Consider the following 15,163-nt stretch of genomic DNA (forward strand, 5'->3'; position numbering starts at 1 on the left):
CCACCGCTGTTGGATCGGCTAATCGAAGATGCCCAAAAAATCCATCAGCAGCGTCTCGTGCTTCAGGAACGACTGGCTACCGGTATCCAGCCAAGAACCGCAGAGGTGGCTTAGCTAAAGACGGATGGACCAGGTTGTTGTTGATCAGTCGCCCGGAGACACCGAACTCCGTCTCGCCGCGTTCGAACCCCTGGGCAGTCCCCGTCAGCGGGCAGTATGTGACGCTGACCGGCGTGCCGTCGATCTCGTCGTTGACGATCTCGTGGTGGACGAGAATCCGCCGGGGGTAGGCTTTTGGATCGTCACCACCGACGGCCAGCACAGTCGAATCGTCGTCCAGCCCGATCGCCTCCCCGGGTGAGACGAACGTCGGATCGTCGATCGAGGGGATTCCGTCTTTCGGCGGGCCGCCATCCTGTGCGTTCCGTTCCAGGTCGGCGAGTGAGACGGGAATCGGTAGTTTGCGGTCGCCAAACGGCGGTGCGTTCGCCGGTTCGTCGGTCGGTGGATCGTCACCGACGAACATACTCTCCTCGATCTCTCCTTGCGATACCTGCTGTCCTCCGTCGGTAGTCAGCGAACTGCAGCCAGCGAGCACCACGGTACCGGCACCGAGGGCCGCGAGCAGCGAACGGCGGGAAAGACGAACTGTCATTGAACAAAGATAGCGCGTGAGACCAGATCAAAGACGCGTGATTGTGCGTGGTTACCACACGAAAGCAGTAGTTTCGTAATGGAACCACCCGGTTGCGGGTGAAACTCTCAAGCCCCTCCCAGTCCTACCTACCGGCGAGAGGATGTCGTCGCTCGCAACGGCACGATTGGCCGCCGTCACCCCGGCGTTTCTCCAGCGAGCGACGGCGACGACAGTCGAGGACTGGCTGGCGTACGTCGAGCCGGATGGGATCGTTCTGACAGGGGCAGCGCCAGCCCCGCGAGCGATGAACACGCTTCGCCGGCACTGTCCACCCGAGACAGTGTTGTTCGATCCCGCCGGTGGAAACGGGAAACGCGGTCCGGTGGAGATCGGGGGCATCCAGTTCTGCTTTGCACCCGACCTCGACGCTGTCGAAGCGATCGCACGGCAGGAAGCAGACCAGTTCGACACCGACGAACCGACCTACGTCGTGAGCAATCTGCTCGAACTGGACGTGGATACGACCACACTCTCCACGACACTCGTCGGGAAAGACGCCTACAGCGAGGCACTCGGGGCAGAGGGACTCGACGGCGAGTACGTCCACATCTCGACGGCGTTACCCGCAGAGTACCGGCAGCAGTGGGACGGGCTGTCGATCGTCGGTGGGGGAGACGAGTCCGGAGCCAGTGACAGCCCACTCGTCGCGCTGGATTGCCGAAGTGACGGCGAGATCTTGACCCACACAGTCCGACCGGACCGACTCGGTTTGCAGGCGCTCGATCGGGTGGGGCCGAGTCGTGCCCGCACACTTCGCGAAGCAGGCTATACGAGTCGCGAACTGATCGCGAGTGCCGATCGGACACGGCTGGCCGACCTCGCCGGAATCGGCACCACCACTGCCGGCCGGATCCAGCAGAGTGCCGAGGCGATCAGCCGAGGTGAGGTGGTCCGGACGGGCTCCGAGCCACTGCCCGACGGCGATCCGGTCTTCGTCGATATCGAAACAGACGGACTCTCCCCGACGATTACGTGGCTGGTCGGCGTGCTCGATGGGTCGGCCTCGGGGGGAAACTATATCTCCTTCTTGCAGACCGATCCCGACGACCCCGGGCGGGCAATCGAGGATTTCGTGGCCTGGTACACAGCGAACGCGAGCCACCGGCCGCTGGTCGCCTACAACGGCTGGCGGTTCGATTTCGAGGTGCTCCACGAGCAGCTCGTCGAACACTGCTCACACTACGCCGAGGACTGGACCAGCACGTACCGGTTCGATCCCTACCAGTGGGCGGTCACGAACGGAAACGCGATTCTCCCGGGCCGGACGAACAAACTCGAAGACGTCGCGGCGGCGCTCGGGTACGAGCGAGAAGAGGAGGCACTGACAGGCGCAGCAGTGGCCAGACAGTATCGCCAGTGGATGGCCGACCGCTCGCCGGAGACGGAGCCGGACTGGGAGCGGTTCAGCGGCTACTGCGAGGACGACGTGCGAGCACTCGCCGTCGTCTACGACGCACTCGAAGCGAGCGGTCGGATCGAATCGAACAATGACGACGACACTACCACGCAAACCGAGACGACACAGGGAACACTCTCGGAGTGGTGATCCAGAAATGAACCAGAGGAGACGATGAGCAAGGAGTCAGAGCCACCAGAGCACGCCCCGACCACGGCACAGGGACTGGAACGGACAGTACCGAACTACGACGACCAGCTGGTCCACGCCGAGACAGTCCCGGCGGAGGTGGCCCAGTACGTCGATCCCCACGAAGTGCTCGGGGGCCACCTCGCTGCGGAGTTCACAGATGTGGTCGGTGATCTCTACACTCACCAGGCACGGGCGCTCGAACGACTCGAACGGGGCGAGAACGTCTGTGTCGCAACGTCGACCTCATCGGGCAAAACGTACGTCTACGCCCTCCAGATCGCCCGGAACCACCTCGCGAACCCCGACTCGACAGCGCTGCTCGTCTATCCGACGAAGGCACTCTCCCGTGACCAGCAACAGGAACTCAACGGACTCTTCGAACAGTTAGGGCTGGATCTCTCCGTCGAGGTCTACGACGGCGATACGCCGAGTGACCGCCGCAAGCGGATCCGGGAGAACGCGGACGTGATCATCACGAACTTCGCGGGCGCCAACGTCTATCTGGGCTCGCACACGCGCTGGCACTCGTTTTTCGGCGACTGCGAACTGCTCGCCATCGACGAATCCCACAGCTACACGGGCGTCCACGGGATGCACGTCGCCTGGACGATCCGTCGACTGCGCAGGATTCTCGACAACTACGGGAGCGATCCACAGATCGTCTGCACCTCGGCGACGATCGGCAACCCCAGAGAGCACTCCGAGCGGCTGACCGGGCGGGAGTTTACTGTCGTCGAGGCGGATGGCTCCCCACACGGACAGCGGGATATCGCCTTCTGGAAACCGCCGGTCGCCGATGACGAACTCGGAGAGGATGCGACCTTCGAGGAGTTCCGGGCGGCACAGACCAACCCTGTCCGCGAGGCGAGTTCGGTTCTCGCCCATCTCGGGCTGTCGGGCGTCCAGACGCTCATGTTCACCCGGAGCCGGAAGAACGCCGAACTCGGCGCGAAGTACGCCGGGAGTGCCGCGAGCAATCACCCTGACGGTAGCTATCTCTCCGTCGAACCCTACCACGCTGGACTCGGCAAGGAGACACGCCGGGGGACGGAGTACGAGTTCAAAACTGGCCAGCTCGACGGCGTCACCTCGACGAACGCGCTCGAACTCGGGATCGATATCGGCTCGATGGACGCGACGATTCTGACCGGCTATCCGGGTACCAGACAGTCGTTCTGGCAGCAGGTCGGCCGGTCGGGCCGGGGCGAGGCCGATGCACTCTCGGTGTTCGTCGCCCGCGCGGACGCGATCGACCAGTTCATCCTCGACAATCCGGAGTACGTCCTCGGCGACGCGATCGAAGATGCAGTCATCGGATTGGAGAACAACCCCGTCTACGCGAAACACGTCCTCGCTGCAGCGGAGGAATCGCCACTGACGGGCGCTGACCGGGAGTACTTCGACGGACAGCGACTGGACCGCGCCGTCGAAATGTGGTGCGACGCCGGGGAGCTTGCCGGTGATCTCTCCCGGAGCGTGCGCTACACTGGCTCGCCACGACCGCAGGCGGATATCTCGCTGTACGGCAGTTCAGATATCCAGTTCAGGGTCACCTGTCAGAACGGGGAGATCGACATGGAGCCAATCGACAGAGAGCGGGCCTACCGCGATCACCACGAGGGGGCGCTCTTTTTGCACGACGGCGCACAGTACGAGGTCGTCGAGTTCGACGAACAGCTGCCCCATCCCTCGATCACCGTACAGGAGGTCAGGACAGACGAGTACACTGAGACACTGTCGGAGAAGACGATCCGTGATCTCGATGTCGAGGAGAGCCGGGATCTTGGTGACGGCTACCGGCTTGCCTGGGGGACCGGTACCGTCGAGATCCACTACACCCACTACCGGCGCAAGGAGATCAGTTCCGGGAAGACGAGCGCACCGTTGCGGCCGACCGGACTCGATCCGATCGAGTTGCGCACCCAGCTGGTCTGGGTCGAGACGCCGGAACGCCTGCGCGACGAGATTCTCCAGACAGTCACCGGCGAGGATCCCGCGTCGCTGACCGAACGGGACGGCATGGATATCTTCGGCGGCGGGCTCCACGGCGCGGAACACGGGATGATCAAGCTCACACCGCTGGAGTTGCGGATGGACAAGTCGGATCTCGGCGGGCTGAGCACGCCACGACACGAGGAGACGGGCGTGCCGACGTGGTTCATCCACGGCGCGGTCGAGGGGGGACTGGGTTTCTGCAAGCGGATCTACGACCGGTTCGAGCCGATCGCTCGCCGCACGCGCCAGCGCGTCGACGCCTGTGACTGTTCGGGCACCGGTGGCTGTCCGGCCTGTATCATGGACTCACAGTGTGGCAACCAGAACCAGTTCCTGCACACCGAGGCGACCGTCGAGGTGCTCGACAGGCTGCTCGCACAGCTCTGATCGAGAGGCGGGATCAGGAGGTGGCGCTTCCGCTCGCCAGCGAGGAAACCAGAAAAACGAGAATCCCCCGTCAGGCAGTTACGCGGTACGTGGACTTGTACGCGATTTCGGTGTTGTGACAGTTTGGACAGACGTACTCTGTGAGCTTTGTCGTCTCGTCATTGTGGCTCATCCGCGTACCACACTGGTTGCAGGTAGGCATTACAAATGATGATAGATCCTATTCCTATTAAAGCATTATGCTCCTATTATCGATTAAAAGACCTATATTTATAAGGGAAGTTCATGACGTTTCAGCGGAAAATATAAAATCGGATTTATTTCTGAAGGATCCCGAGATATAGGTGGATAAATTAGAAAAAGTAGTTTCCAGTCGGTGGATGGGACTGGCTCGTCGGTATCAAAATAGCAGAGAGAAGTTATATTCTCGAAGAAGCAGCGGTCGCTGGGAGAGATAAGAGCGAAGCAACAGAGAGAGGCAAATCGGAGCGGAGCAGCAAATGAGGGTTGCTGGCGGCGTGGCCGCCAGAGTCAGAAAAACTCGTTATGCGAGTTTCTCGATATTTTTGCGGCTCCGCCGCAAAAGCCCGAGACGTTGCCTATGCCAACGTCTCGATGTTTTCGACGACAGCGTCGGCGAATTCGGAGGTTGCGAGTTTCTCACCGCCCTCGATCTGGCGGTGGAGATCGTAGGTGACCTTCTTCGAGGAGATCGTCTCCTCGACGGCGTCTTTGATGAGTTCGGCAGCGTCGCCCCAGCCCATGTAATCGAACAGGAGGACACCGGAGAGCATCATCGCGGTCGGGTTGACCTTGTCCTGGCCGGCGTATTTCGGGGCCGAGCCGTGGACGGGCTCTGCGAGACAGCGTGCGTCGCCGAAGTTCGCACCAGGTGCGATCCCCAGGCCACCGATCTGGGCACCACAGGCGTCGGAGAGATAGTCACCGTTAAGATTCATCGTGGCGATGACGTCGTACTGGTCGGTGCGGGTCAGGATCTGCTGGAGCATGTTGTCCGCGATACGGTCGTTGACGACGACGGCGTCGTCGGGCTGTTCGCCGTCCTGCTCCTCCCAGAGCGTGTCCTCGGTGATGACCTCGTCGCCGTACTCCTCTGCTGCGACCTCGTACCCCCAGTCGCGGAACTGGCCCTCGGTGAACTTCATGATGTTGCCCTTGTGGACCAGGGTGACCGAGTCACGGTCGTGTTCGAGCGCGTAGTCGATTGCTTTGCGGACGAGTCGTTTGGTCCCGAACTCGGTGATCGGCTTGACACCGATCCCGACTGCACCATCGTGGATCGTGTTATCGAAGCCCATCTCCCCTTCGACGAACTCCTTGACCTGCTCGACTTCCTCGGTCCCTTCCTCCCACTCGATGCCAGCGTAGACATCCTCGGTGTTCTCTCGGAAGGTGACCATATCCATCTGCCCGGGGTTTTTGACGGGCGAGGGCACGCCGTCGAGATGGTAGGTCGGTCGAACGTTCGAGTAGGTGTCGAGTCGCTTTCGGAGGGCGACGTTCAGCGATCGGAACCCGGCACCGACTGGCGTCGTCAGCGGCCCTTTGATCGCGATCCGGAACTTCCGGAGCGCCTCGACGGTATCCTCGGGCAGGTTCTCGCCGTCGTACATCTCGCGTGCGGTCTCACCGGCGTAGACACGCATCCAGCTAATCTCCCGCCCGGTCGCCGCCGCGGCAGCGTCCATGACCTGCTGTGCGGCAGGACCGACATCCGTCCCGATCCCATCGCCGTACAGAATCGGGACGATCGGGTTTTCCGGCACCTCGAGTTCGTCTGCCTCTTCGTCGATGACCTCTACAGCTTGACCCTCATCGGGTACCTCGATCTGGTCGAATTCCATATATAGGACGTTCTGTATGGGGCTGTAAAGTTATGCCGCTTTCGTCGAGATATATTCTAGCCAACAAACACGAACGTTGGTTTATGCGGAGAACCGTTAATTTCGCCGAGAGAAGGTGGACAGTGACACAAAAATATAGTATAAATTCAACTGATTGATATTATGATAGGGGAGACAACACATCGTTCGGCTACCAGCATGCGTCGCGAAACGCGTTCGGTGACATGAGTTATCCTGGGTCAGCAGCAAAGCTTTCGTATGGAACTGGTGGTCCACGGCGGGGCCGGCGGTGTACCGGACGACCCCAAACAGCGACAGCAGGTCCTCGACCGGGCAGCGGCTGTTGGCGCAGAGACAGCGGAGCCGCTGACCGCAGCGGTCACGACCGTACGCGTCCTGGAGGCGGATCCACGCTTCAACGCCGGTGTCGGGAGCGCAGTCCAGAGCGATGGGATAATCCGAACCGACGCAGGAGTGATGACAGGTGCGGGCACGACTGGAGCCGCCTGCTCGATGCCGGGTGTCGAGCACGCTGCTGGTGTTGCCCAGGTCGTCGCCGAAGAGACACCTCACGTCCTCGTCTCTGGACAGCAGGCAGTCGATATCGCCGAGGCGTTCGATATTCCGACTGGCGTCGATCTCTGGAGTCCAGCGACCGGAGAGCGCTGGGCGGAGCTACCTGCACCCGGCGACGAGACGCGGGAGCAGCTCGAATTCGTCCGCGAGCAGTTCGGCGGCATCGATACGGTGGGCGCAGTCGCGACCGACGGCGATGGGATCGCAGCTGTCACCTCCACTGGCGGTCGCTGGTGTGCACTCGCAGGACGAGTCGGTGACGTTCCACAGATCGGTGCAGGGTTCTACGCCACGGAACACGCGGCCGCGAGCACAACTGGCGCAGGCGAGGCGATCGCCCGCTTCGGGCTCGCGCGCCGGGTCGTCGACGCGATGGAAAACGGTGACGACCCGGAAACAGCGACAGACCGGACGATCCGCGGGTTTGGGGCCGAGACAGGGGCTGAAGCGGGCGTGATCGCAGTCGACATCGACGGCCGGACCGGGAGTGCGTTCAACTCTGACGGGATGCAAACGGCAGCGGCAAGCAGATACTGACGCCGAGACGGTACGCCTATGCCGCTGACCGCCAAATGACGAGCATGAGCAGCGACGTGGATCTCGACTCCGAGCAGTACCAGAAACATCGGGAGGCAGGCGAAATCCTCCAGACAGTTCGTGACGAGGCCGTCGACCGGATCGAGGTCGGCGCGAGCCACCTCGAACTCGCGGAGTGGGCCGAAGACCGCATCCGGGAACTCGGCGGAAAACCCGCCTTCCCGCTGAATATCTCGATCGACGAGGAAGCCGCGCACGCGACGCCAGGGATCGACGACGGCGCCACCTTCGGCGAGGAGATGATCAACATCGACATCGGTGTCCACGTCGACGGCTGGCTGGCAGATTCGGCGATCACGGTCGATCTCTCTGGCCACGACGAACTCGTCGAGGCCTCGGCCGAAGCGCTAGACGCGGTTCTAGATATGATCGAACCCGGGATCAACACGGCGCTTCTGGGCGACGTGATCGGTCGAACCATCGACGGCTACGGCTACAACCCGGTCGTCAACCTCACCGGTCACGGGCTGGGCCACTGGGAACAGCACACGACACCGAACATTCCGAACCGGAAGGTTCCGGAGGGAACGACCCTGGCGGTCGGTGATGTCGTGGCGATCGAACCGTTTGCGACCGACGGTGGTGGGAAAGTGAAAGAAGGAAGCTCGGAGGAGATCTTCGCGCTCGAATCCGAGCGGTCGATCCGGGACCGCCAGGCCCGCCAGGCGCTCGATCAGATCACCGAGGAGTTCCGGACACTCCCCTTCGCGACTCGATGGCTCGATACCTCACGGCCGGAACTCGCACTCCGGCGACTCAAACAGCAGGATATCGTCCACGGCTATCCGGTCCTGAAGGAGAAGGAAGGCTGTTACGTCAGCCAGAAAGAACATACAGTCATCGTAACCGAAGACGGCTGTGAAGTCACGACGCGCTGAGCGTAGCGATCAGGCGTTGTTCATGCGTCGCGTTGTCGTCTCCCCACACTCGAGACACTCGCTGACGCGGTACGGCTCGCGGGAGTACTCCGAGTTCTCTTCTTTGGCGCTTTCGGTGAGAATTTCGACCGAAACGGTGTGTGGCGTCTGTCGGTCACAGCTGGAACACTCCTCGGTCATATCTGCAATCGAGTCGTCTATAGCGGCCATTGTACCAGTAGAGAAGGGCTATCGGGATATAAAAAAGGCCGATCGTTGAGTCCGTTTATCGCCACACTGGAGTCGGTTTTGATGGTCTGAGTGTTCTCCCTCCAGTAAACCGTTTATCGAGCGTCGAGAGACAATATTTCAGCTCTCTCAGATTGAACGGCCGAAAAATTTAAATATAACTTTAAAGATAGTGTCTGTGATCTGTTCGACAGGAAATCCGGCCCCAATAATCAGAACTGAAATCCCCAATCGAGATGTAGGGCAGGCCGGTCTATACGCAAGAAGGGATATTTTATCGGGTTCAGATCGCAGTTCGCGATGATTGTCTCGATGCGTCTGTACTGAAAAATCGGGCCAAATTCAGTATACGATTTTTGCACCGGGAATCGAACTGTCGGTTTGGTTCGGCTGTCACCGTTTCCCGTTACTCGTCGGAGAGGTCGTGATGTTCGGTGAGTCGATTCGGGTGAGACCGGTACATCTTCCACGTACGGGCATCTACTGTGGATATGGAGCAGGTATTTGCGCCGTGGCGTATCGAGTGGGTCGAACGCGAGACCGGCTCGGAGTTCGACGACTGTGTCTTCTGTGAACTACCCGACCGTGAGCCACACCGCGAGTACTACCATCTGGCAGACAGCGAGAATGCATACGTACTGCTCAACAACTACCCGTACAATCCGGGCCACGCACTGATCGTCCCCCGAGAACACACCGGCGAGTACCGCGATCTCGACGAGCAGAGCCTGCTCGAAAAAGAGCGACTCGTCCAGCGGACGATCGACGCGATGGACGAAGCGCTCGGACCCGACGGCTACAATGTGGGCTACAACCTCGGAAGTACCGCTGCCGGTGGCTCGATCGGTGACCACCTCCACGCCCACGTCGTCCCCCGCTGGGAGGGTGATACGAACTTCATGCCGACGATCTCCGACACGAAAGTAATCGTCGAGGCGGTCCTCGACACGTACGACCGATTGCACGAAGCGTTTCGCTCCCAGGACGGCACCCACTCCGGGAACACTGAGACGGCAATAGTTGTGGATGAGCCGTGAATTACTTACACGTACCACAAGATTTATTCTTCATGTAGTAAACTTTGTAAGTGGGGTGTATTCCCCACGAATCCCCCACTGCGATTCACTATCCCCCCCACAGCGAATCGCTATCCCCCACATTCCACGGTTGCAGATCCCCCCACACTGCAACTGTCTCTCTTTCCATCCCACGTTTTCGGACGGAACGCAATGTCGAGGCGTGTCACTCAAGAGAAGAACGCTTTACCCGCTGGAACCGTGTCTCTCAGAACATGAGCGACTCCGAGGGTGGCCCGAAACAGGTAGACAACCCCAGCTACCACAGCGAGAACCACACGGCAGTCCAGACGTGTGGCTGGACGAAAAACGCGATGCGTGGCGAGGGAAAGTGTTACAAGAACATCTTCTACGGTATCGAGTCACACCGCTGTATCCAGATGACGCCCGTCGTGAAATGTAACGAGCGGTGTGTCTTCTGCTGGCGCGATCACGCGGGACACGCCTACGAGCTGGGCGACGTCGAGTGGGACGATCCAGCAGCAGTCGCCGACGCCTCCATCGAGTTACAGACGAAACTGCTCTCGGGCTTTGGTGGCAACGAAGAGGTCCCCCGCGAACGGTTCGACGAGGCGATGGAGCCCCGGCACGTCGCGATCTCACTCGACGGCGAACCGTCGCTGTACCCCTACCTGCCCGAACTGATCGAGGAGTTTCACGACCGCGATATTACGACCTTCCTGGTCTCGAACGGAACCAAACCCGACGTGCTCGCGGAGTGTGATCCGACCCAGCTGTACGTCTCCGTCGACGCGCCGGACCGACAGACCTTCGACGAGACGGTGAAAGCTGTCGACGACGACGCCTGGGAACGACTGATCGACACACTCGACGTACTGGCCGAGAAACCGGAGACGCGGACGGTTATCCGGACGACGCTCGTCAAAGACCACAACATGCACCACCCCGAGTGGTACGCGACGATGTGTGAACGCGCCAGGGCGGATTTCGTCGAACTGAAAGCCTACATGCACGTCGGCCACTCGCGGGGCCGACTCGACAGGGATTCGATGCCCGAACACGAGGAAGTCGTCGAATTCGCCGAACGGATGCAGGAGTTTCTGCCACACGACGAACGCAAAGAGGTACCGGCCTCCCGCGTCGCGATGCTAGCACTCGACACCGACACCTGGGTACCAAAGCTGAAGAAATCCAGCGAGTTCTGGGAGCGAGATCCGATCACACAGTAGAGATCAGTATTGATAATTAGATCGGCAGGAATGGTTAAGAGGGAGAACTTACAAACAGAATAATAAGAGCGGGTTGGGGAGTATGTCACTGACAAACGAGAGATTACGCGACAAATTAGTGCCAGGTGGCTCGTCACCGGCAGAGCCATCAGAAGCGGTCGTCTCGGCGGTGAAGGGAGAGCTCACGGAGGGCGAACGGGCGAAATACCGTCTTCCGGGCAAAGCGGGGCTGGTCCACGAACGAAAGAGCGGAACAGAAACCATCGAAAAACCACCAGGCGGGCAGTCGCTCGCGCTGGTGACCGACGAGAAGTTGCTTTTCGTGCTGGCAAACGAGGAGACCAACACAGTGCGGGAGATCAGCTACACGAGCGTGCGATCAGTCGACGCGAAGGACGGACTGATCCGGTCGAAGCTGACCGTGAAAGCCTGGGGAGAAGGCGAGTACCGGTTCAAAATAGCCAATGCAGACGAGCTCGGGGCTGCAGTTCACTACATCGACGCAGCCGCCGAATGTTGGGAACGAGTTGTCTCCGCGGTCGAAGATGCAGAGGAACAGACAGAGACGATGGGAGAACGGCTGGAAGACGGCGATATCGACGGTGCGGAACAGCCACGGAAAGCCGCGAGAAACAAACTCGAACGCGCCAGAACGTACCTGACGGACGCCGATATCGAACCGCCACAGGCGCTCGTCGATACAGTCGACTCGGCAGCAACCGAACACGTCCGGACGGAAATTCGAAACCGATTGACCCGGGCCGAGACGCTAATAACCCAGGCGAAATACCAGGCCGACGCCAGAGAGTATACCGGCGCGTACCGCAGCTACAGGGCGGCAGGCGACCATCTCGAGCGCGCTCGCGAACTCGCCTGGGAGGCCGAACTACCCGAGCCACAGGCGATCGAAACGAAACTCGAGACGGTCGACAACCGGCTCAGGCATCTGGAAGTCAGACCGGTGGCGCTGGCAAAACAGGCCTGTGAACGGGCCGACGGGACGGACAAACTCGACGTCGAGGTCGAAGCGTGGCAGGAAGCGTTCGACCACTACCGCGATGCACTGATAGCAGGGTGGGGGACCGATCTGGAGTTCGAGGGTGAAACGTGGGATATCAAACTGAAAATCGAACTCATCGTCGCGAAGCTGATCGACAAGCGCAAAACACTCGCCAGCCGGTACGAACAACGCGGTGACGAACTGGCCGAGAGCAACCCCGACGCGGCAATCGAGCAGTACGAAGCTGCACTCGAGCAGTTAGAACGGGCCCAGCAGTTTGCCGCCGAGTTCAGAACCGGCGATCCGGCCGAGCTCGACGACCAACTCGACTGGATCACCGCCAAACGACTCGACTGTCGGTGATAGTGATTATTGCGAGTCTTTACCGCCAGGTTCCGATAGAACCAGTCGAGGAGGGGCGAAACAGCCTCGGTTTCGCTGCCGTGCTGAAAATTACCGCAATAATCACTATGAGTCATACAATCGCCACGTCTTTACTGCCAGCCGCCCCATCCACAGCCATGAGTGAGCTAACTGCGACACTGCAGACCTCCGAAGGCGATATCGAGATCGAACTGTACGACGAGAAAGTGCCAAACACCGTCGAGAACTTCGTCGGGCTGGCGACGGGTGAGAAGGAGTGGGAGGATCCGGAGACTGGCGAGACGAAAGAGAAGCCGCTGTACGACGACATCCCGGTCCACCGTGTGATCGACGATTTCATGGTCCAGATGGGCGATCCGACGGGGACTGGAAAGGGCGGTCCGGGCTACACGTTCGACGACGAGTTCCACCCGGATCTGCGCCACGACGAGGCCGGCATCGTCTCGATGGCGAACCGCGGCCCCAACACGAACGGTTCGCAGTTTTTCATCACACTCGGCCCGCAGCCACACCTGGACGACAAACACGCCGTCTTCGGCAAAGTGATCGACGGGATGGACGTCGTCGAGGAGATCGGCGCGGCGAATACGGGTCCACAGGACAAACCAAAATCACCGATTCACCTCGAAGCCGTCGAAGTCCACCGGTAACATGGCAGACGAACCCGTCGATCCGAGTGATATTGGCGGCACGGACGCGCCGCCGATCGAAGAGAAACCGTACAAGATCATCTTCGAGGCCAACAAATGCATCGGCGCGGGCAAGTGTGCGGAGGTCTCGGGGAACTGGGAACTCGATCTGACGACGGGAATCGCGAAGCCGAAGGCCTATTTTATCGAGGAGAGCGACCTCGACGAGAACGTTCGAGCAGCCGAAGTCTGTCCGGCGAAGAAGGACAAAGGTGTGATTCACGTCGTCGATCGTGAAACCGGCGAGGAGATCGCGCCGGACCCGAACGGCGACGGCACACTCTCTGTGGACTGGTAACAGTTCGGTAAAACCTGTTTCTAGCCTTACTCAAGCAAGTTTCAGTAAACTTGCCTACAAAAATATTATTCAGATTACACTTATTGTGGTCACTCCCATCTCTATAGATATGAGACGAAGACCACATCCAGTTCCACACGAGCAATCGCCTGCCAAGCTACTCACGGTGTCAGTCGGCGCCCTCGTCGGATTTTTCGCGCTACTGGTCGCAGCAGCGTTTCCGGCAGTGACGCTGGCTGCACTCTTCGGTGCGGCATCAGTCCCGGTGGTCAGACGACTCCGGCGGCTGGTCGACGGACAAGAAGGGCTGTGTATTCCCTGGACAGACATCTGCCTCCGGATCGGAGTGGCGTAGCGGATAGACATCGACGCTATTCTGCGTCTATACCGTCCCACTCATTTTCGAGCAAGCTGTACCAGAGCGTATCCTGGTACTCGCCGTCGACGAAGACGGCCTCCCGGTGGGCACCCTCACGGACGAAGCCAAGCCCCTCGAGAAGGTTCTGTGAAGCGTCGTTGTACTCGAAGACGCGGGCCTCGATCCGGTGGTAGCCGAGCTGTCTGAACCCGTAGTCGACCATCAACGCCGTCGCTTCGGACGCGTACCCCTGCCGGTGGTGGTCGGGTGCGACCCAGTAGCCAAGCTCTGCTTTCGAGACTACCCCGTCACCGGGCCAGAAGCTGACGATCCCAACAGGCTCATCATCGGTGGTGATCAGCAGGTCGATCGAGTCGTCGCTAGAGACGATCTCGTCGAAAAACGCCTGTTCTTGCTGGCTGTTGACCGGCTCCGGTGCTCCGATCGCACGCCAGATTGTCGGATCGTTGACGCCCGCCTGCAGGAATGGAAGGTCTTCTTCCTCGATGGCCCGCAGCGATACTGTCTCCCCTTCGAGAAACACTGGTCCAGGCATACGAGGGCCTACAGATCATCGTATAAAAAAGGTGACTGTGGTGTGTTCACGAGAGACGAGCCAGTATCTCCTCGGTGTGGGTTTTCCCGAGTGCGATGGTATCGTAATCCTCGGTTCCGATCTCGAGCGTGGCCGTCCCCGACCAGCCGGAGAGCCCAGCAAGAACCGTTTCGAAGTCGAGGCGGCCCATTCCGACGGGCAGATGCTCGTCGTCGCCACCGCGGGTGTCGACTAGGTGGAGGTGGTCGATCCGGTCGGCGTGGTCCGAACAGAACGTGGCCATCTCGGCTTCGTCCATCCCGGTCAGCAGCGCGTGGCTGGTATCGAACGTCATCGCGGCGTCGGGGTATCTGTCCAGTAGCTCCGGGAAGGCAGCGGCATCGTAGTAACTGGAGATGATGTTCTCGAGCGCCGGAGTCAGCCCACGATCACGGGCCGCCGGAACGAGGACGTCGAGCGAGTCGTGGACGAACTCGCGGCGCTCGGCCACCCTGTACCCGAGATCCCAGGCATCGGACGACGGATGGAAGACGACAGTCTCGGCACCGAGATCCGAGGCGAGATCCATCCCCGCTGTCAGTTCCTCGATGACCCCGTTCCGGACGGGAGTAAACGGCGAGCCGGGATCGAGGGTAAACGGGAGATGGACGACGATACCGATCCCACGATCTTCGAGTCGCTCTCGCAGTTCTCCGGAGTGGTCAGCTATTCGCTCCCGTGCGTAGGGCCCATCGAGCAGGAGTTCGACGAACTCGAATCCCTCTCCGGCGGCCCAGTCGACCGCCTCGGAAAACTTCATTT

15 protein-coding genes are annotated in these 15,163 nt (G+C 60.3%); 10 read left to right on the plus strand and 5 right to left on the minus strand.

Annotation, left to right across the window (positions count from 1 at the left end):
• Positions 1 to 76 precede the first annotated feature (76 nt).
• Positions 77 to 655, minus strand: coding sequence for a DUF3179 domain-containing (seleno)protein (locus tag EOW68_RS15065; protein ID WP_431358966.1), 579 nt, complete (start codon positions 653 to 655; stop codon positions 77 to 79).
• A gap of 142 nt (positions 656 to 797) precedes the next feature.
• Between EOW68_RS15065 and EOW68_RS15070 the strand changes: the two genes are divergently transcribed.
• Entirely contained in the window at positions 798 to 2,243 is a 1,446-nt protein-coding gene (locus EOW68_RS15070) for a ribonuclease H-like domain-containing protein (RefSeq protein ID WP_128225993.1), read from the plus strand.
• Positions 2,244 to 2,267: 24 nt separating this feature from the next.
• Positions 2,268 to 4,667 (plus strand): DEAD/DEAH box helicase, encoded by a 2,400-nt coding sequence (locus EOW68_RS15075; RefSeq protein WP_128225994.1) that lies wholly within the window; start codon positions 2,268 to 2,270, stop codon positions 4,665 to 4,667.
• 599 nt (positions 4,668 to 5,266) lie between these two features.
• Here the strand turns inward: EOW68_RS15075 and icd are convergent.
• On the minus strand, positions 5,267 to 6,532 hold the full coding sequence (icd, locus tag EOW68_RS15080; RefSeq protein ID WP_128225995.1) for an isocitrate dehydrogenase (NADP(+)): 1,266 nt from the start codon (positions 6,530 to 6,532) through the stop codon (positions 5,267 to 5,269).
• A gap of 258 nt (positions 6,533 to 6,790) precedes the next feature.
• On the opposite strand from icd, the gene EOW68_RS15085 reads away from it, so the two are divergent.
• Positions 6,791 to 7,645 carry an isoaspartyl peptidase/L-asparaginase gene (locus EOW68_RS15085; RefSeq protein ID WP_128225996.1) on the plus strand — a complete coding sequence of 285 codons (855 nt, stop codon included), beginning with the start codon at positions 6,791 to 6,793 and terminating at the stop codon, positions 7,643 to 7,645.
• 44 nt (positions 7,646 to 7,689) lie between these two features.
• Positions 7,690 to 8,583: a type II methionyl aminopeptidase gene (gene map / locus EOW68_RS15090; protein WP_128225997.1), complete on the plus strand. Its 894-nt coding sequence runs from the start codon at positions 7,690 to 7,692 to the stop codon at positions 8,581 to 8,583.
• Positions 8,584 to 8,592: 9 nt separating this feature from the next.
• Here map and EOW68_RS15095 read toward each other — a convergent pair whose 3' ends face one another.
• Positions 8,593 to 8,793 (minus strand): DUF7835 family putative zinc beta-ribbon protein, encoded by a 201-nt coding sequence (locus EOW68_RS15095; protein WP_128225998.1) that lies wholly within the window; start codon positions 8,791 to 8,793, stop codon positions 8,593 to 8,595.
• Positions 8,794 to 9,302: 509 nt separating this feature from the next.
• Here EOW68_RS15095 and EOW68_RS15100 point away from each other — a divergent pair.
• The 6 genes from EOW68_RS15100 to EOW68_RS15125 all read left to right on the plus strand — a co-directional run bounded on the left by EOW68_RS15100 (position 9,303) and on the right by EOW68_RS15125 (position 13,803).
• Entirely contained in the window at positions 9,303 to 9,848 is a 546-nt protein-coding gene (locus tag EOW68_RS15100) for an HIT family protein (RefSeq protein ID WP_128225999.1), read from the plus strand.
• Between the two features lie 254 nt (positions 9,849 to 10,102).
• The gene (gene twy1 / locus EOW68_RS15105; protein WP_128226000.1) at positions 10,103 to 11,077 is read left to right on the plus strand and encodes a 4-demethylwyosine synthase TYW1; all 975 of its coding nucleotides are present in this window, start codon (positions 10,103 to 10,105) and stop codon (positions 11,075 to 11,077) included.
• 82 nt (positions 11,078 to 11,159) lie between these two features.
• Positions 11,160 to 12,440 carry a PH domain-containing protein gene (locus EOW68_RS15110; RefSeq protein WP_128226001.1) on the plus strand — a complete coding sequence of 427 codons (1,281 nt, stop codon included), beginning with the start codon at positions 11,160 to 11,162 and terminating at the stop codon, positions 12,438 to 12,440.
• A gap of 158 nt (positions 12,441 to 12,598) precedes the next feature.
• Positions 12,599 to 13,111 (plus strand): peptidylprolyl isomerase, encoded by a 513-nt coding sequence (locus EOW68_RS15115; RefSeq protein ID WP_128226002.1) that lies wholly within the window; start codon positions 12,599 to 12,601, stop codon positions 13,109 to 13,111.
• Between the two features lies 1 nt (position 13,112).
• Entirely contained in the window at positions 13,113 to 13,448 is a 336-nt protein-coding gene (locus EOW68_RS15120) for a ferredoxin (protein ID WP_128226003.1), read from the plus strand.
• A gap of 109 nt (positions 13,449 to 13,557) precedes the next feature.
• Complete coding sequence (locus EOW68_RS15125; RefSeq protein WP_128226004.1) at positions 13,558 to 13,803, plus strand: hypothetical protein; 246 nt, start codon at positions 13,558 to 13,560, stop codon at positions 13,801 to 13,803.
• A 16-nt stretch (positions 13,804 to 13,819) separates the two neighbouring features.
• Here EOW68_RS15125 and EOW68_RS15130 read toward each other — a convergent pair whose 3' ends face one another.
• Positions 13,820 to 14,362 (minus strand): GNAT family N-acetyltransferase, encoded by a 543-nt coding sequence (locus EOW68_RS15130; RefSeq protein ID WP_128226005.1) that lies wholly within the window; start codon positions 14,360 to 14,362, stop codon positions 13,820 to 13,822.
• A 46-nt stretch (positions 14,363 to 14,408) separates the two neighbouring features.
• A complete protein-coding gene (locus EOW68_RS15135; protein WP_431358967.1) occupies positions 14,409 to 15,161 on the minus strand; it encodes a sugar phosphate isomerase/epimerase family protein in 753 nt (250 codons plus the stop codon).
• Positions 15,162 to 15,163 lie beyond the last annotated feature (2 nt).

Origin of the sequence: Halovenus amylolytica (assembly GCA_004015825.1) — an archaeon.
In the GTDB taxonomy this organism is placed as follows: Archaea; Halobacteriota; Halobacteria; order Halobacteriales; family Haloarculaceae; genus Halovenus; species Halovenus amylolytica.

Coding starts and splice junctions, on each gene's coding strand:
- EOW68_RS15065 (WP_431358966.1), bottom strand. CDS start 655: ATGACAGTTCGTCTTTCCCGCCGTTCGCTGCTCGCGGCCCTCGGTGCC.
- EOW68_RS15085 (WP_128225996.1), top strand. CDS start 6,791: ATGGAACTGGTGGTCCACGGCGGGGCCGGCGGTGTACCGGACGACCCC.
- map (WP_128225997.1), top strand. CDS start 7,690: ATGAGCAGCGACGTGGATCTCGACTCCGAGCAGTACCAGAAACATCGG.
- EOW68_RS15135 (WP_431358967.1), bottom strand. CDS start 15,161: ATGAAGTTTTCCGAGGCGGTCGACTGGGCCGCCGGAGAGGGATTCGAG.
- icd (WP_128225995.1), bottom strand. CDS start 6,532: ATGGAATTCGACCAGATCGAGGTACCCGATGAGGGTCAAGCTGTAGAG.
- EOW68_RS15120 (WP_128226003.1), top strand. CDS start 13,113: ATGGCAGACGAACCCGTCGATCCGAGTGATATTGGCGGCACGGACGCG.
- twy1 (WP_128226000.1), top strand. CDS start 10,103: ATGAGCGACTCCGAGGGTGGCCCGAAACAGGTAGACAACCCCAGCTAC.
- EOW68_RS15115 (WP_128226002.1), top strand. CDS start 12,599: ATGAGTGAGCTAACTGCGACACTGCAGACCTCCGAAGGCGATATCGAG.
- EOW68_RS15125 (WP_128226004.1), top strand. CDS start 13,558: ATGAGACGAAGACCACATCCAGTTCCACACGAGCAATCGCCTGCCAAG.
- EOW68_RS15100 (WP_128225999.1), top strand. CDS start 9,303: ATGGAGCAGGTATTTGCGCCGTGGCGTATCGAGTGGGTCGAACGCGAG.
- EOW68_RS15110 (WP_128226001.1), top strand. CDS start 11,160: ATGTCACTGACAAACGAGAGATTACGCGACAAATTAGTGCCAGGTGGC.
- EOW68_RS15075 (WP_128225994.1), top strand. CDS start 2,268: ATGAGCAAGGAGTCAGAGCCACCAGAGCACGCCCCGACCACGGCACAG.
- EOW68_RS15070 (WP_128225993.1), top strand. CDS start 798: ATGTCGTCGCTCGCAACGGCACGATTGGCCGCCGTCACCCCGGCGTTT.
- EOW68_RS15095 (WP_128225998.1), bottom strand. CDS start 8,793: ATGGCCGCTATAGACGACTCGATTGCAGATATGACCGAGGAGTGTTCC.
- EOW68_RS15130 (WP_128226005.1), bottom strand. CDS start 14,362: ATGCCTGGACCAGTGTTTCTCGAAGGGGAGACAGTATCGCTGCGGGCC.